The sequence below is a fragment of the Thermogemmatispora argillosa genome (assembly GCF_059696725.1).
Genome location: NZ_AP019377.1, coordinates 405662 through 421675, shown reverse-complemented (window position 1 = coordinate 421675; position 16014 = coordinate 405662). Strand labels below are relative to the sequence as shown.

Sequence of the window (16014 nt, the reverse complement as noted above, 5' to 3'; positions counted from 1 at the left end):
CCGCCCTCAGCGCCACTGCCTGGGGGCACCCTGCTCGTCTGCTTGCGTACTCCGTCCTGCGCCAGCGGGACTACCCCGACTGACAGAGAAAAGCCTCTAGGAGCCTGGGGAACCTCTGGCACCAGCTCTGTGAGCGGTATACTATGGGCCTGGGCTGCGGCGCAGAGCTGGGCAGGACAGGCGCGCTGGCGAGACGGCCCCCTCCCAGCGCTATTCCCCGGCTGCGGAGGAAGCCCCCGAGCAGGTTTCCGTCGTTGGCGCGGGTTTGCGCCCCCAGACGGTGAGCAGGTTCCACAGAGCGCAGAAATCCTCTTGTTGCATCTCGGCGAGTGCTTGCTGGTACAAACGCTCCAGCTCCTCTTTGCTAGCCAGCTGCATCTTCACCAGAAAGGGCTGCAGCAGTTCCATTGCAATCAGGTGATCTTTGAAAACCGGATAGTGCATCTCCGTGCCCATCGACCACTCGATGGCAGTGACGCGCAATCGCACCTCGCGAAAGCCGGCCTGACGCACCAGCCGCGGTAGCACCGGCGTAATGCCAATGTGGCGGCCATCGGGAGAGAAGCTCTGGCCGGCTTGCTGGAGGGCACGCCAGATCAGGTGCAAATAGCGCTCGGTGGCCGGGCTGCTCGTGAGAGGTCCCTCGGTCTCGGTCAGGCGGAGGACGCCGCCGGGCCTGAGCAGCCGAAAGCAGTCCTGCACGAGCCGAGGCCAGGCTGACGGTAACATGAAGCCGCACAAGAGGCGGCCATTGATGAGATCAAAGGAGCCGTCCGGGAAGGCGAGCGGCTCCATGACGTCCATGACCTGGAAGGAAACGTTGCTCAGGCCACGTGACCAGGCCTGGGCACGGGCGTACTCGATCACCTGCGGACTGATGTCGACCCCGAGGACTTCCGCCTTGGGGAAGCGAAAGGCCAGTTCTAAGGCCCAGCCGCCGGGGCCGCAGGCCAGATCGAGGACACGACCGGTCTCTGGGAGGCTGATCCCCTCCTCGGGCAGCAGGCCGCCCATCGCCTCAGTCAGCAGGCGATCCTGCTGCATCAGGCGGGCCAGTTCGCCGGCGTGCTCGGGATCGATCGGGTAGGTGTTGTCGGGTGTGGTCATCGCACTTGCTCCTCTCTTGCTGCACTGGGGGCCTCTTTGTCCTGCCGGGGGGGCGTGTTGCTCTCCTGTCCCCTGAACCGCTTCTTCCAGTCAGGCCCTCTGGTATCTTATTGATTACCCTGCTGGTATTGTAACATTCAGCGCGCACCGCAGAAAAGGGGACGACCAGGTCCACTTCGACCGGGCAGGTGGAGTAGCTCTAGCTTCGTTTCGCTGCTCGGGCTCAGGGCAGTCCTGCGCCATCAGGGGAAGGCATTATCCTGTAAAGCGCAGGCAGCATCGCCGCTGCTGCCAGAGGAAGGAGCGTGCGCTCTGGAGAACTGGAGCCGCACCTGCCAGGAACTCAGGTGGTACCACGCTGGATGCGGCGCTGCCTAGTGTTGGAGCATGTGTCGGGGGAGGGAAGCAGGCCCTATCGCGCGCGACCAGAGGCCCACCGCACTGGTAGCGGTTTGGCCCGGCGAGAGCAACTCAGAGAGCACGAGTGGTGAGTCCCCGATTTCCCTGGCCCCGCTCTGCCCGTTATCCCCTCTCCAGGGCGGGCTTTTCAAACGGCTCCGCGCCTGCCCCAGTGGCCGGATTAATGGGCGAGCGAGCCGGTCTGATAGACCGAATGGACATGAAGCTGACTTCCCAAGAAGCCGGCTTCACTGAGCATCATCTTTCATCATCCGCCAGATCGCCTGATCATTGCTGGAGAGAGGACTGGCAGTCTGGCACTGCTCTTCTAAGAAGCAGTGCCAGACTGCCAGGTCGAGAGAGATCCCAGGCCCTCAATGGAGATCGACGTGCACAACTATGGCTGTTCCTGTATCTCCAGCGGTGCAGCCGCCTCCGGGCATGATCAGTTCTTCGATGAGCTCAATGATCTGGCGCAGCCCAGTCGGTCCCTGTGGATGACTGAACACCAGAGGCGAGCCGTAATGATTAAAGCTCTCCAGAGCAAGGCCCAATTCACGCGCAAAGTAGATATCATTGACGGCAAAAGGATTATGCGTCTTGACAGCGCGCAGCTCTCGCAGGCTCACACCAGCCGCGGTCAGCGCCTGCCGGGCGGCCAGAAGGTTGCCTGTGGCATAAAGTCCTTTCTCGCCCGGGCTTGGCCAAAGGCCAGGCATTGGACTTCGACTGCCTGATCGCGGCTTAGCTCTCTGGCACGCGCTCGTGAGGTCAGCACCATGCCACAGTTGCCATCGGCGGGATGGGTCTGGGTGCCGGGAGTAACTGTCCCCTGCTCCAGCACCGGACACAATTTCGCCAGGCCCTCAGCCGTCGTGGGATAAATGCCCTCATCGTCGATCACTGTGGCTACGCTTTTTAAGGAACAGATCAAACCAAGCTCTAGCGAAGCTCTCGCCTGAGCCTTGACAGTCGAATACTAAAATGTTAGTATACTAGTATGTAAGATGGGATGACCCTACGGCCCCAAGGGAACGGCCGAGTGCTTGCCTGCTGGCTGCCAGCTATTGATCGATGCTGCCAGCTTCGCCGCTGTTGCTGGAGTCAGCCGCATGGCAGACGGAACGCCTTAATGCTAAGGACTGCCAACGACGCTTGGAACCGGAGGTGCTGTCATGACCGTAACCGCGCAGCGAGTGCACGGACCAGAGGAGTATCTGGCAACCGCCCAGGAGAAGTTTCTGCAGCGTGCCTATCTGCTTCCTGGTCTCTTCAGCGATCCGGAGATCTTCCGGTTGGAGAAGGAGCGCATCTTTGCCCGAGCCTGGCATTTTGTCGCGCACGAATCGGAGATTCCCAGGCCAGGTGACTACGTCGTGCGCTATGTGGCTGATGATCCGCTGATCATTGTACGGACGGAGAGCGGCGAAATTCGGGCCCTCTACAACATGTGTCGCCATCGCGGCATGCAGGTCTGCCGGGCTGAGGCGGGCAATGCCGCTTTCTTCCGCTGCCCGTATCATGGCTGGACCTACAAGAACACGGGGGAGCTAATCGGAGTGCCCTTCCATCGGGAAGTGTACGGGGCCGAGGGACTCCAGCGAGGGGAGTGGCCGCTGATCAGCGTGCGACTGGAGAGTTACGAGGGGCTCCTCTTTGCCAACCTTGACCCCGAAGCGATTCCGCTGCGAGAGTATCTAGGGGAAGCGACCTTCTATCTGGACTTCTACCTCAAGAAGAGCACCGCTGGCTTAGAGGTGCGTGGTGCCCCCGATCGCTGGATCTTTCCCGCTAACTGGAAACTTGGAGCAGATAACTTCATCGGCGACGCCTACCACACCGCCTTCACCCACCGGAGCACAGTCGAGGTTGGGATCTTGCCAGTTCCCGACGCCAATTTCCACAAGGATGGCCCTCAGGCGATCGTCGGGCCCTGGGCTGGCGGCTACGTTCCCAACCTGCCATACGCGGCGCTTTATCCGCATCTGGTTGGGACGATGCGTGCCAATCTCACGCCCGCCCACCATGCCATTATGGATCACGACCTGTGGCAAAGCCACTCCACACTCTTTCCTAATGTGAGTTTCTTGAACGCGCCGGGCATTATGCCGGGCACCGCCCCAGTAGCCTACTTCACTCTCCGGGTATGGCGCCCCCTGGGGCCGGACCGAATGGAGATCTGGAGCTGGTACCTCGTGGAGCGGGATGCCCCAGAGGAGTGGAAAGAAGCCTCGTACCGGGCTTATGTGCTTCAGTTCGGAACCTCTGGCACCCTTGAGCAAGATGACACCGAGAATTGGTCAAGTATCACGAAGGTGGCCAAGGGACAGCTGGCCCGGACAATCCCCTTGAACTACCGCATGGGTCTGGACCATCTGCAACCGCTCACGGACTGGCCAGGACCTGGGCAGGCCTATCCGGTGGACTATACGGAGTATGCCCAGCGGCACTTCTGGACGACCTACTTCGAGTGGATGTGTTCCAATAGCCGCTAGGGGAGCAGAGCAGTGGTGCCCCCCTCAGTAGCTCGGAAGCATGAGCGATAAGGAGAGCATTATGAGCGCCGTGTCGGAGACTATCCTCCGTGAAATCGAGGCATTTCTCTATCGTGAGGCTGAGCTCCTGGACGAAAGGCAATACAACGAGTGGCTCGCGCTGCTCTCCGAAGATGTGCAGTATGAACTGCCGCAACGGGTGACACGTGAGCGGTCCCAGGGAGAGGGCATTCTTGACGGTACCGGCCACTTCTTGGAGAACCAATGGACGCTTCGCAAGCGCATCGAGCGCCTCGCGACCGAGTACGCCTGGGCTGAAGACCCACCTTCGCGGACTCGCCATTTTGTCACGAATATCCGCGTCGCCCCTGGAGAGCAGCAAGACGAATATCTTGTCCGCTCCAATGTGCTTGTCTATCGTACACGCGGCGATGATCCGACCTACGATGTTCTTAGCGCCGAGCGCTCTGACGTGCTCCGCAGGGTTGATGGCTCGCTGCGCCTTGCCCGGCGACGGGTGCTTCTCGATCACTCCATTGTGCTAACACGCAATCTGGCGATTTTCCTGTGAGGTGCCCTCATGGCAGAGCATCGCCCTACGGCAGTTACACCCCTTCCAAGTTGGGCGGACCGCGATATGCTCGCCGCTGATCCGCCGACAGAGATCGGGAACGAATTTGCGTCTGTCCTGGTGCGCCGCATCTATACCCGCAATGGGGTCCGGCTCCAAATCATCTCCCCCCGTCTCGGGTTCGAAATTCGGCTGGACCCGCTGGAACTGGAAAGCCTGACATGGCAAACGCCTGAAACGTTCGCACGGCTGCTCGAACACCCCTATGGTCCACCAGGCGCCCCACGAGCTACGGGCCATGCGGGTAACGGACTGGAGGATACTCATGGGCCTTCTTGAAGGAAGAACCGCCCTCGTGACGGGCGGCGGCTCTGGCATCGGACGGGCCGTCGTTGATGCTTTTGTCCGCGAGGGTGCCCGGGTCGTCGTTCTCGACGTGGTGGCAGAACGCATTACTGAGCTGGAACAGCTGCACGGCGATCAGGTGGCAGGGGTGGTCGGTGACGCCACAACCTGGAGCGCCAATCAGGGCGCTGTAGCGCTGGCCCTCGAACGCTACGGTCGGCTCGATTGCCTCGTCTGTTGCGTTGGCATATGGGATTATTTTGCGTCACTCAAGACGCTGGAACCTGATCAGCTGGCTGCAGCTTTTCAGGAAATCATGGATGTCAATGTGAAGAGCTACATACTGGCAACCAAAGCGGCCTGGGACGCTTTGGTGGAGAGCACTGGCAGCGTCATCTACACGTTGTCAAATTCGGCCTTCTACCCGAATGGAGGTGGCCCTCTCTACATAGCTTCTAAATGGGCGACGCGGGGGCTGGTGGTCGAAATGGCCTTCGAGCTGGCTCCGCGGGTCCGAGTAAATGGTGTGGCGCCGGGAGGAACGCTCACCAACTTGCGCGGGCTCCGCTCGCTCGGCCAGGAAGGGCTACGTCTCAGAGAGACGCCGGGGATTGAGGACCTGATGCGCCAAGGAAACCCGCTGCAATTGGTTCTCAACCCTGAAGATCACGCTGGGGCCTATCTCTATCTGGCCTCGCCGGAGCTGTCAAGGGGGGTGACAGGAGCAGTCATCAATTCGGACGGAGGCCTTGGGGTACGGGGGATCGCCAGGCTGGCGGGGCTCCTCACGTAATCGAAGCGGAGGCGCCTCACAGTAGCACCCTCTCCATGCTCGTCGCGAGAGAGGGTTGGAGCAAGTTTAGTCAAGCCTACTCCCCCTGCCTGGAGGGAGGCAGACAGGCAGGGGGCCCGCTGGCCGCTGAGGTGTAATAAAAAGGCTCATAAGCCAGGAGAGGAAGCATGAGTTACGCACATCGCCAGGGTATCGCAAAACTGGGGCATATTCATCTCGTGACACCAGATCTTGACAAGTCGCTCTGGTTCTGGAGTGAAATCGTCGGACTTGAGGAGATCGCCCGCAGCGAGAACGAGGTCTACCTCAGAGCCTATGGAGAGTGGGAACACCATAGCCTTGTGCTGAGCAAAGGAGAACAGGCGCGTGTCGATCATGTCGCCTGGCGCACCGAGCGCCCCGAAGATGTCGATGGCTATCAACGTCTGCTTGAAGAGCAGGGGATCAACTGCCAGGCCGTCAGGCCAGGCGATGAGTTAGGCCAGGGGCGCGCGCTTCGCTTCCAGGTGCCGCATGCTGGCCATACCTACGAGCTGTACTTTGACATAGAGAAGCCACAGGCGCCACCTGAGACGCGCTCGACGATGAAAAACATGCCCCACAAGGCCTGGCGGAAAGGGATCTCCCCCGTTCGCATTGATCATGTCAACCTTCAGACGACTCATCAGACCGTCAGCCAGGGAATTCAGTTCCATCTCGATACGCTCGGTTTCCGCCTGCGAGAACATATCCGTCTCCAAGGCCCGGGCACCATCTATGCATGGATGAGTGTCACACCCCTGGTTCATGACGTAGCTCTCGGCGTCGTCTTCGAGCCTCCTGCTGATCCTGCCCCCGCTCGCCTGCATCATGTTGCCTACTGGCTCGATAGCTGGCAGGATGTGCTGCGTGCGAATGATATCCTCGCGGAACACAATATTAAGATCGACCTGGGTCCAGGTCGTCACGGCATCTCTCGCGCTTTCTTCACCTATGTCCGTGATCCAGGCAGCGGCCATCGACTCGAAATCTTTTCCGGGAGCTATCTGATTTTCGATCCAGACTGGCAGTCTATTGAATGGACCGAAGAGGACTACGTCGACGGACTGATCTGGTGGGGTGAGCAGCGTCCGATCAATCAGATGGGGTCTATGGCACTCACTACCCCAGCTTAGGGGAAATAGCGGAGACGACCGGAATGAGGAGCGAAGTCAACGTGGTTGAGCTGCTCCCCAGCCGCCTTTTGCTGTGATATCCATCTGGAAGCTGCAAGAAAGGAGAGCCAGAATATGCCGGTTCAGGAGCAGTGGGTCCAGACTGGCACGATCACCACCCACTACTGGATTGGAGGTGATCCGGCCAACCCGGCCCTTGTCCTTTTGCACGGGGCCGGCCCGGGAGCCTCGGCAGCCGCCAATTGGGAACGGGTCCTTCCCGACCTCGCCCGTGACTTTTACGTTATCGCGCCCGACCTGGTGGGATTCGGCGAAACGTCGCTTCCACGCCGCCCCTGGCCACGCGGTTGGACAGCCTGGATAGGACTGCGTGTTGAGCAGGTCTTAGGACTCCTTGATGCACTCCAGGTCCATAGCGCGCATCTCATCGGTAACTCGATGGGGGGATACCTGGCACTGCAGCTACTGATCGAGGCTCCGGAGCGCTTTGGCCCGTCCCTGCTTATGGGACCAGCCGGCGGGGCGTTCACGCCTGGACCGGAAATGGCCCTGATGCGTTCCTTTGCAACGGACCTGCGGCCAGCGCGGCTCAAGCAGGTCTTCCGGGCCTTCTTGTACTCGGACGAGGCTATTCCTGACCTGGATCAACTCGTGGAGCGCCGCTATGCTCTGGCTGCACAGCCGGAGACGCTGGAGGCCTATGAGGCGATGATGATCGACGGTCCCATCCCACTCCCTCCCACCTTGCTCAGTCGAATCCGGCATCCGATTCTGATTTTACATGGGCGCTTTGACCGTATCGTGCCGCTCGAAAGCAGTATCTGGCTCCTCCAGCATCTGCACGCTGCTGAACTCAAGGTTTACGATCGTTGCGGACATTGGATACAGCTAGAACGCTGGGAGGCTATGCAGGCTGACATCCGGGCCTTCTTGCAATACCACATGACAGCAGCTCGTCGGCCTGCGGTGGAACGCACAGAAGCCAGCCCGGCATAGTGGCGCCGCTCACAAGGTGATCTCATAGCTTGCTCAGCGCTCGGCTTGGGAGTGCAGCGCGCTGGGACCATTGGGGAATAACATACCAGTCTCTGGAAGCCGAGGCAACACCAGGAACCCGCTGTAGACCCCGGGTGCTCTCATCCGGTGGTGAGGCGGGTTCCTCGTCACACGTGACCAGCACCTTCCTCCCAGGACACGACCAGCCTGAGAGAAGCGTCAGTTTCCAGAACCAGACTCGTCTTTGCCCGCCAGTCTGAATCACTGTATGATGGTGATCACTCGGCTCTGCTCATTTGCTAGAATGCTTATGATGCTCGCACAAGCTGGAGGATGTATGCAAAGGATGCGCCAGTCACAGGAACACCCACAATCTGCGAATTCCCGTAGCCGGAAACGCGACCGGGCCTATCAGTTTCTTAAGCAGCTGCTCCTCGAAGGTGAACTTCAACCCGGCGTTGCCCTCGATGTGAACGCCATCGCCTCGGAACTCGCAATGAGCCGAACTCCCGTTTTAGAGGCGATCTCGCTCCTCGAGCGCGAAGGATTCCTCTCTGTCGTCCCCCAGGTTGGGGTGTTCGTGCGAATCACTCCATCCGAAGAGACATATCAGCGTATGCTTGCAAGAGCTGCCCTTGAGGGAGTTCTCGCAGCCCGCGCTGCTCAACGGATCGATGAGAGAACGCTGGCCGAGCTTCAATCGCTCCTGGAACAGATGGACGAACAGTCATCCGACTCACTCACCTATGGTGCACTCAATCGCGATTTTCACCGTCTCATTCACCAAGCAGCCGGCCTGCCCGTAATCAGGGACTTGATCGACCAGCTGTGGGATACGCTTGAGTATACAGGGTACTCGAAACAGCTCTTCACCAGCCGCCAGGCCTCCCAGCGAGAACACAAGGCCATCTTTGCTGCGCTCTGTGCCCATGATCCGCACCGTGCACGGGCACTGATGGAGCAGCATGTGCTGCGTGTCGCTGAGCTGTTCGCTCCCACTGAGTCTCAAACCTACCCGAAGCCAACTTCCCTGCAGCTAACGCGACAAACTCGCCGCCCAGAGTGACGCTCGTGAAGGTGGCTGGCGACGACTACGAAAGCATCCCTGCTACTCGGCAGCAAGCGCTTCCCGGGTCGGGTGTTCTGATCGAGCCAGAGCGGGCGCTGGCTGGGCCGGCGCCGCCGCTGCGTCCATCTGCAGGCCAGCAGCCCTGCTGCCAGCCCTGGTGTGCTGCGCGGCCAGGTGCGACGGTGCCCACTCACGGGGCCGCTGCTCCTCTCTGGAGAGGATTGTCGCCGGCATGGGGATGGTGCTAGCAGGGTTGCCCGTGCCGGGAAAGGGGCAGGAGGTACGCAGGAGCGCCAGGATCAGGCCGACCGGGAAACCGTCTCTGCGTGAACAGGCGTATAATCGCACAAGAGACAGCCGCTTGTCATCGCTGATCCTCCTCTGCCGGGCAGGCTGATCGGCTCCCGCAGTTCGATCATAGCCGGGCCTGAACCCTGCCCAGCATCCTTCCTTATTGATTAACGACTATAGCGTTTTCGCTCTGTACTACGCATCCTTCACCATCGGCCCTGTTACAGGCTCAGGAACTCATTTCCCCGCCTCTGTGGTACCCCACGGGCTAGGAATCCGGCAAAAGCTTTCCTGCACCATCGCTACTAATGGTACTGGTCCGCCTACGTGCGTCAATACATCTGTCCATCAATGCGGGACGGCTGCATTGTTTGTTAAAAACAACCAGCTTATACTTGAACTAGCTTACTTCAATCGAGGGTTCAACAGAGCAGGAGCGATCACGGACAGCGTCTCTATGCGCCCGGCGGGAAGCGCTTCATGGTTGAGCGATGCCTGCGATCTCCTCAGCGGTCATGCCAGGAGGGCATCGGCCTTTCAGAGCTACAGGGATGGAAGACAGCGGACTGGTTTTCTGTGTACAGGTCCACCGGGAGGACAGGGCAATGGTGCAATCTGTCTACAAAGCGTTTCAGATTCTGAACCTCTTTTCCCACGAGCAACCAGAGTGGGGAGTGTGTGAGATCGCGCGCAAACTTGGGTTCCCCAAGTCTACCGCCTCGGCGTTAGCTGCCAGTCTGACAGAGGGAGGGCTGCTACGGCGTACCCCAACGGGTCGATACCGCCTCGGCTGGCGGATCGTAGCCCTCTCCCAGCTTCTCCTGGAGACAACCGAGTTCCGAAGCGAGGCCCGGAAGGTGATGGAATCGCTAGTCGCTCGCTTCGGTGAGACCGTCCATCTCGCGACCCTCGAATCTGACCAGATTATCTACGTCGAGAAACTGCAAGGGACACGAGCTGTACGGGTGGCTGTGACTGGGGTTGGGGTAAGGCTGCCAGGCCACTGCAGCGGGGTTGGCAAATGCATCCTGGCCCATCTGCCCTGGGAGCGGGTCCAGGCAATCCTGGAGAAACAAGGCCTGCCGGCCCTCACCCCCAACACGATCACTGATCCCCAGGTATTGCGGGCAGAACTGGAGCAGGTGCGTCGGCAAGGATATGCCTACGATCGCGAAGAGGCCGTGTTGGAGTTGTGCTGTGTCGCCGCTCCGATCCGCGATCACAGCGGCGAAGTGATTGCTGCCATGAGCCTCTCGATACCGGCTTACCGCTTCTATGCCAACGAGGAGCAGTATCGTCTGGCCATTGTGAGAGCAGCTCAGCAGGTTTCTGAGAATCTTGGCTATATCCCGAGAATAGCTTGTTCTGGTAAGAGGAGGAACTGAACGACCATGCAGCACTCAGCATCGAACGGGCGGGCCAAGGTCGCGATTTTAGGCTCTGGCAACATCGGAACCGATCTAATGTACAAGCTCTTGAAAGAGCCAGGGTCAATGGAGTTAGCGCTGGTGGCGGGTATCGATCCTCAGTCAGAGGGGTTGGAGCGAGCTCGCTCGCTTGGCATACCAACCAGCACCGAGAGCATTCATGCGGTTCTTGCAGACCCAGAGATTCGCATTGTCTTTGATGCCACGAGCGCAAAAGCGCATGTACGCCATGCCCGGCTCTTACGTGAAGCCGGGAAAATTGCCATCGACCTGACGCCGGCAGCGCGCGGCCCCTACGTGGTGCCGCCGGTCAATCTGGGGGCCCACCTGGATCAGATGAACGTGAACTTGATCACCTGTGGCGGGCAGGCCACGATCCCGCTTGTCTACGCTGTCTCTCGTGTGACTCCTGTGCGCTATGCTGAGATGGTCAGCACCGTGGCCAGCGCTTCTGCGGGTCCTGGAACGCGCCAGAACATTGACGAGTTTACCTACACGACGGCGCGCGGACTGGAGGCACTGGGCGGTGCGCGGGAGGGCAAAGCCATCATCATCCTGAATCCTGCTTCTCCGCCCATCATGATGCGCAACACGGTGTATGTGGTACCCGAGGGCGACTTCGACTTCCAGCAAGTGGCCGCCTCAGTTGAGCAGATGGTAGCTGATGTGCAGCGCTATGTCCCGGGCTACCTGCTCAAGAATCCTCCAATAGTTGAGATGCGAGAGACTCCCTGGGGGAGGAGCGCGGTCATTGTGATGCTGTTGGAGGTACGTGGGGCCGGTGACTATCTCCCCACCTACGCCGGCAACCTGGACATCATGACGGCCGCGGCGCGCCGTGTAGGCGAAGTCTTCGCCGCCCATCTCCTTTCAAGCAAGGAGGCAGTGGCATGAGAGCGCTCCGCCTGACCGATACTACGTTGAGGGACGGCTCGCACGCCATGCGTCATCAGTTTACCCGCCAGCAGGTGCGCAGCATTGCCCAGGCCCTGGATCGGGCAGGAGTTCCGGTCATCGAGGTCACGCACGGTGACGGATTAGGAGGGGCGTCGCTGCAGTATGGGTTCTCCCATACTCCTGAGTTGGAGCTGATCGCTGAGGCCCGCAGCGTCTGCGAGCGTGCGAAGATCGCTGCGTTGCTGCTGCCCGGGATCGGGACACGCAAGGAGCTGAAGGCGGCTGCCGAGCGAGGCGTCCAGGTGATTCGCATTGCCACGCAATGTACAGAAGCGGATATCTCAGAGCAGCACTTTGGTCTTACCAAAGAGCTAGGGCTTGAAGCCGTGGGCTTTCTCATGATGGCGCATATGCGTCCTCCAGAGGTGCTGGCAGAGCAAGCCAGATTGATGGAATCCTACGGCGCTGATTGCGTCTATATTGTCGATTCTGCTGGCGCCCTCCTGCCTGACGGGGCCTACGCGCGAGTCAAGGCCCTCAAAGAGGCGCTGACGATCCAGGTGGGTTTCCATGCCCATAATAATCTGGGCCTCGCTATAGGGAACACGCTGGCCGCCCTGGAGGCAGGGGCCGATCAGATCGATGGTAGCCTGCGTGGTCTCGGAGCGGGGGCCGGTAACGCCGCTACAGAAGTGATCGCCGCGGTGCTCGACAAAATGGGCCAAAATCCCGGCCTGGATGTCTTCGCCTTGATGGATGCCGCCGAGTATATTGTCGCCCCTATCGCACCCTATCAGCCCCTGCCCGACCGCGATGCACTCACGATCGGCTACGCAGGAGTCTATTCGACCTTCCTGCTGCACGCTCGCCGGGCTGGTGAGCTGTACCATCTTGATCCCCGCAGTATTCTGGTTGAGTTGGGGCGCCGCCAGGCAGTTGCCGGGCAAGAGGACTGGATTCTCGACGTGGCGCTGGAGCTCGCTAGCCGGTCGCAAGACAAACAGGTCTCCCAGACTTGAGCCTGCGCCAGGGAAGTGGTGCGAAGACAGTTCTCTGCGTTTCCCAGAAAGGAGGCTCCTCATTCATCTTCTGTCGCAGAGAGCGTCTCGTGAGCTGGCCTATCTCTGGAAGAGCTCCGGGGCGTAATCTACGAGGTTTCCAGATGCCAGTGGGGAGTAGCTGGCCGCTCTTTAGCAGGTCAGGATAGGCGAGGTCAATGATGAGCAGACCGATCACCCCAGAGGAAGTTGCCCTTCTGGAAGCAGTACGCAGCGCGCGTGCAGCAAGGTACACCGTGGCAGGCAATCGCTTCCACCTCGCTGCGCGCCAGGCTTACCGCATTCAGGAGCACCTGGGAGCGCACCGTACTGTCCGGGGCTATAAGCTTGGTCTTGTGAGCCCAGCCAAGCAGGCCCAGATGGGAATCACTACTCCCATTTATGGACGCATCTATAATGACATGTTGCTCAAACAGCCGGTTGTCCCACTGAGCCGCTTCATTCAACCGCGATTTGAGCCGGAAATCGTCATTCTGCTCGGCCAGGATCTTCCCCCTACGGCGGCCATTCAGCAGGCTCAGCAGATCATAGCGGTGGCCTATCTGGGCATTGACCTGCTGGACTCGATCTGGGCCGGCTATCGCTTTACTCTCGCCGAGGTCATCGCTGATAACGCCTCTGGCGGCGGCTTCTCGCGAGGAGAGCAAGCTCTCGTCTGGCCCGTCAAGGGGACGTTGCGCCTCTTCATTGATGAGTGCGCTGTGGCAGAGGGATCTCTTGAGGCCCTGGGGCCTGTGGAGGACCATCTCTTGTGGCTTGCCCATGAGGTAGGGGGGCTAAAGGCTGGCCAGCTGATCTACCTCGGCTCTCCAATCAGTGCACGGCCGGCCATCCCTGGTGACGTCAGAGTAGAGGGTCCACAAGGGAGCTGGCTCGTTGCGACGTTTGTGGGCTAGAAACGGAGGATTAGCTGTCATGCACCCCTACTGGTTCGATGTCCAGCACTATATTCATGGCCAGTTCGTGGAAGGAGAGAAACACTTTGAGATCCTGTTTCCGGCAACGAATGAGGTCATAGGGCGGGCGCCCGAGGGCGGAGAGGCCGAGGTCGATGCGGCGGTGCGGGCCGCCAAGGCCGCTTTCGCGTACTGGAGTCAGATGCCTCCCTCACAACGTCGGCGGCACTTACGGGCTTTCGCCGAAGGTATTCGGGCCCATGAGGAGGAGCTGGCCCTCATCGAAAGTCTGGATGTGGGACGTCCGATCCGGGAGAATAAGGCGGGCTACATCGCACGCATCGCGGCCAATATTGACTTTTTCGCGGATTTTGCTGTGATGCATGGCAGTGAGGCCTACCCGATGGAGAATGGCTATATTAACTATGTGCTTCGCCAGCCGGTAGGTGTCGCGGCCTTGATCACGCCCTGGAATGTTCCCATGCTCCTGGAAACCTGGAAGATCGGCCCGGCCCTGGCCTTCGGGAATACCGTGGTCTTGAAACCGGCGGAGCTAACCCCCATCGGGGCCTGGAAGCTGGCCCAGATTGCTCAAGAGGCCGGCCTCCCTCCAGGCGTCTTCAATGTAGTGCATGGCTTCGGCCCCGACTCAGCAGGGGCTTTGCTGACACAGCATCCTGAGGTGAGTCTCATTTCTTTCACCGGTGAGACCGTCACCGGTAAAGCCATTATGAGCGCTGCCGCTCGTACACTGAAGCGCATCTCTTTTGAGCTTGGGGGAAAAGGGGCCACGCTGGTGTTCGCCGATTGCGATCTGGATCTGGCGGTGGAGACCAGTGTTCGTGCCGCTTTCTTCAATCAAGGCGAGTTCTGCCTGGCTGGTCCGCGTTTGTTGGTGCAGCGCCCGCTCTATGAGCCTTTCCTTGAGCGCTTTCTAGCCAGAGCAAGCACCCTGCAACCGGGTAACCCTCTGGACCCGGAGACGACGCTGGGAGCCTTGATCTCTCGTGAGCATGTGCAGCGTGTGCGGTCCTACATCGATCAGGCCGTAGCTGAAGGGGCGACACTCTTGCTTGGGGGTGGACCGCCTCATCTGCCCCCTCCATACCATGAGGGGAATTTTCTCTCTCCCACAGTGATCACGCATGTTCAGCCTCACGACCGTATCTGCCAGGAAGAGGTCTTTGGACCGGTCGTGACGGTCGCCCCCTTCGATACTGAGGAGGAGGCACTGGCGGTGGCCAATGGGGTCAGCTACGGACTTTCGTCTGTGGTGCTGACCCGTGATGTTGGGCGTGCTGTCAGAGTAGCAGAGGCTCTGAAGGTGGGGACAGTCTGGATTAACGATTTCTTTGTCCGGGATTTGCGTGTGCCCTTTGGAGGAATGAAGCAGAGTGGCATTGGACGGGAAGGTGGCCAGTACAGCCTGGAGTTCTATACTGAGGCCAAAACCGTTTGCTTGAGTAACCGATCGTAGCCTTGGACAGTGACAACGTCCACGTATGAGCAGGAGGAGAACTGTGTCCAGTGGCAATCTTTCCCCCTCTACTGCCGAAGAGCTAGCTCTTCGGCTCGATCAGGCGGAGCAGACACGCACACCCATTGCCCCGCTTAGCGAGTCCTATCCGGGTCTCACTGTAGCGGATGCCTATACTATCCAGCAGCACTGGCTCCAAAAGAAGCTTCTGCGAGGCGCTCGCCTCGTTGGTCACAAGGTGGGACTCACCAGTCTGGCCATGCAGCGTCAGATGGGGGTTGACCAGCCTGATTACGGTTTCCTGCTCGACTCGATGGTGCACTCCTCGGGCACTCTCCTCCCTTTGCAGCAGCTGATCCAGCCCCGCGTTGAGCCGGAAATTGCCTTCTGGCTTCAGGCCGACCTCTCCGGTTCCCATGTGACTCCCGCTGAGGTGCTGGCGGCAACGCGGAGCGTGAGCGCTGCGCTGGAGATCGTCGATAGCCGCATCAGCGATTGGCGCATTAAGCTCACCGATACCATTGCAGACAACGCCTCGTCGGCGCGGGTTGTGGTCGGGCGCCAGATCGCGCTTCGCGATCTGGACCTGGAAGCTGAGCAGGTGGAGCTTCGGCGCAACGGCGAGGTGGTTGGGGTGGGTAATGGCGCAGCAGTCCTGGGTCATCCGGCTGCCGCCATCGCCTGGTTAGTCAGGAAGCTCGCTGAGTTCAATACAGGACTGCGCGCCGGGGAGCTGGTGTTACCAGGAGCCATGTGCGCCGCTGTCGCTGCGCAGCCCGGCGATCAGTTCGAGGCGCGTTTTTCGCATCTGGGGGAGGTGAAAGTCTTCTTTGGATAGTGCTCTCGCCTTTCGGTGGGCTGCAGTCTGAGAGGAAGGCTGCATGCTCTCCGACGAGCTGGCCCTCCTGAACTGGGCATGTCTCCACGCTGGAAGGCCAGGGGTTCATGTCGGACTCATTGCACCAGCGCTGGACGACGGTCGCCGAAGGGCGTTAGATCCGACCCGCCAGAGCGGCAGCTGCAATTTAGCAAGGATCAA

The 16014-nt window shown here is 59.9% G+C and carries 16 protein-coding genes; 13 read left to right on the top strand and 3 right to left on the bottom strand.

The features are described from left to right. Nucleotides 1–210: 210 nt before the first annotated feature. The 3 genes from AC6H1L_RS01780 to AC6H1L_RS01770 all read right to left on the bottom strand — a co-directional run bounded on the left by AC6H1L_RS01780 (nucleotide 211) and on the right by AC6H1L_RS01770 (nucleotide 2410). Nucleotides 211–1107: a class I SAM-dependent methyltransferase gene (locus tag AC6H1L_RS01780; RefSeq protein ID WP_497599846.1), complete on the bottom strand. Its 897-nt coding sequence runs from the start codon at nucleotides 1105–1107 to the stop codon at nucleotides 211–213. 773 nt (nucleotides 1108–1880) lie between these two features. Next, entirely contained in the window at nucleotides 1881–2135 is a 255-nt protein-coding gene (locus tag AC6H1L_RS01775; protein WP_497599845.1) for a hypothetical protein, read from the bottom strand. Between the two features lie 11 nt (nucleotides 2136–2146). Next, complete coding sequence (locus AC6H1L_RS01770; RefSeq protein WP_497599844.1) at nucleotides 2147–2410, bottom strand: hypothetical protein; 264 nt, start codon at nucleotides 2408–2410, stop codon at nucleotides 2147–2149. A gap of 271 nt (nucleotides 2411–2681) precedes the next feature. Here AC6H1L_RS01770 and AC6H1L_RS01765 point away from each other — a divergent pair, with 271 nt between their 5' ends. The 13 genes from AC6H1L_RS01765 (at nucleotide 2682) to AC6H1L_RS01705 (ending at nucleotide 15813) form a co-directional block, all read left to right on the top strand. After that, a complete protein-coding gene (locus AC6H1L_RS01765) occupies nucleotides 2682–4001 on the top strand; it encodes an aromatic ring-hydroxylating dioxygenase subunit alpha (RefSeq protein ID WP_497599843.1) in 1320 nt (439 codons plus the stop codon). Nucleotides 4002–4041: 40 nt separating this feature from the next. Beyond that, on the top strand, nucleotides 4042–4572 hold the full coding sequence (locus AC6H1L_RS01760; protein WP_497599842.1) for a 3-phenylpropionate/cinnamic acid dioxygenase subunit beta: 531 nt from the start codon (nucleotides 4042–4044) through the stop codon (nucleotides 4570–4572). A gap of 9 nt (nucleotides 4573–4581) precedes the next feature. Further along, the gene (locus AC6H1L_RS01755; protein ID WP_497599841.1) at nucleotides 4582–4911 is read left to right on the top strand and encodes a hypothetical protein; all 330 of its coding nucleotides are present in this window, start codon (nucleotides 4582–4584) and stop codon (nucleotides 4909–4911) included. Then, a complete protein-coding gene (gene hcaB, locus AC6H1L_RS01750) occupies nucleotides 4898–5710 on the top strand; it encodes a 3-(cis-5,6-dihydroxycyclohexa-1,3-dien-1-yl)propanoate dehydrogenase (RefSeq protein ID WP_497599840.1) in 813 nt (270 codons plus the stop codon). The genes AC6H1L_RS01755 and hcaB overlap by 14 nt, the downstream gene beginning before the upstream one ends. A gap of 167 nt (nucleotides 5711–5877) precedes the next feature. Next, the gene (locus AC6H1L_RS01745; protein ID WP_497599839.1) at nucleotides 5878–6864 is read left to right on the top strand and encodes a VOC family protein; all 987 of its coding nucleotides are present in this window, start codon (nucleotides 5878–5880) and stop codon (nucleotides 6862–6864) included. A 114-nt stretch (nucleotides 6865–6978) separates the two neighbouring features. Beyond that, nucleotides 6979–7860 (top strand): alpha/beta fold hydrolase, encoded by an 882-nt coding sequence (locus AC6H1L_RS01740; RefSeq protein WP_497599838.1) that lies wholly within the window; start codon nucleotides 6979–6981, stop codon nucleotides 7858–7860. 346 nt (nucleotides 7861–8206) lie between these two features. Next, on the top strand, nucleotides 8207–8926 hold the full coding sequence (locus AC6H1L_RS01735; RefSeq protein ID WP_497599837.1) for a GntR family transcriptional regulator: 720 nt from the start codon (nucleotides 8207–8209) through the stop codon (nucleotides 8924–8926). 899 nt (nucleotides 8927–9825) lie between these two features. After that, nucleotides 9826–10605, top strand: a complete 780-nt coding sequence (locus AC6H1L_RS01730) for an IclR family transcriptional regulator (RefSeq protein ID WP_497599836.1) — start codon at nucleotides 9826–9828, stop codon at nucleotides 10603–10605. Nucleotides 10606–10611: 6 nt separating this feature from the next. Beyond that, nucleotides 10612–11541 carry an acetaldehyde dehydrogenase (acetylating) gene (locus AC6H1L_RS01725; RefSeq protein ID WP_497599835.1) on the top strand — a complete coding sequence of 310 codons (930 nt, stop codon included), beginning with the start codon at nucleotides 10612–10614 and terminating at the stop codon, nucleotides 11539–11541. Then, on the top strand, nucleotides 11538–12563 hold the full coding sequence (gene dmpG / locus AC6H1L_RS01720) for a 4-hydroxy-2-oxovalerate aldolase (RefSeq protein WP_497599834.1): 1026 nt from the start codon (nucleotides 11538–11540) through the stop codon (nucleotides 12561–12563). The genes AC6H1L_RS01725 and dmpG overlap by 4 nt, the downstream gene beginning before the upstream one ends. 197 nt (nucleotides 12564–12760) lie before the next feature. Next, nucleotides 12761–13498 carry a 2-keto-4-pentenoate hydratase gene (locus AC6H1L_RS01715; RefSeq protein ID WP_497599833.1) on the top strand — a complete coding sequence of 246 codons (738 nt, stop codon included), beginning with the start codon at nucleotides 12761–12763 and terminating at the stop codon, nucleotides 13496–13498. Between the two features lie 19 nt (nucleotides 13499–13517). Beyond that, complete coding sequence (locus AC6H1L_RS01710; RefSeq protein WP_497599832.1) at nucleotides 13518–14975, top strand: aldehyde dehydrogenase; 1458 nt, start codon at nucleotides 13518–13520, stop codon at nucleotides 14973–14975. Nucleotides 14976–15018: 43 nt separating this feature from the next. Next, on the top strand, nucleotides 15019–15813 hold the full coding sequence (locus tag AC6H1L_RS01705; RefSeq protein ID WP_497599831.1) for a 2-keto-4-pentenoate hydratase: 795 nt from the start codon (nucleotides 15019–15021) through the stop codon (nucleotides 15811–15813). The last annotated feature ends 201 nt before the right edge of the window (nucleotides 15814–16014 follow it).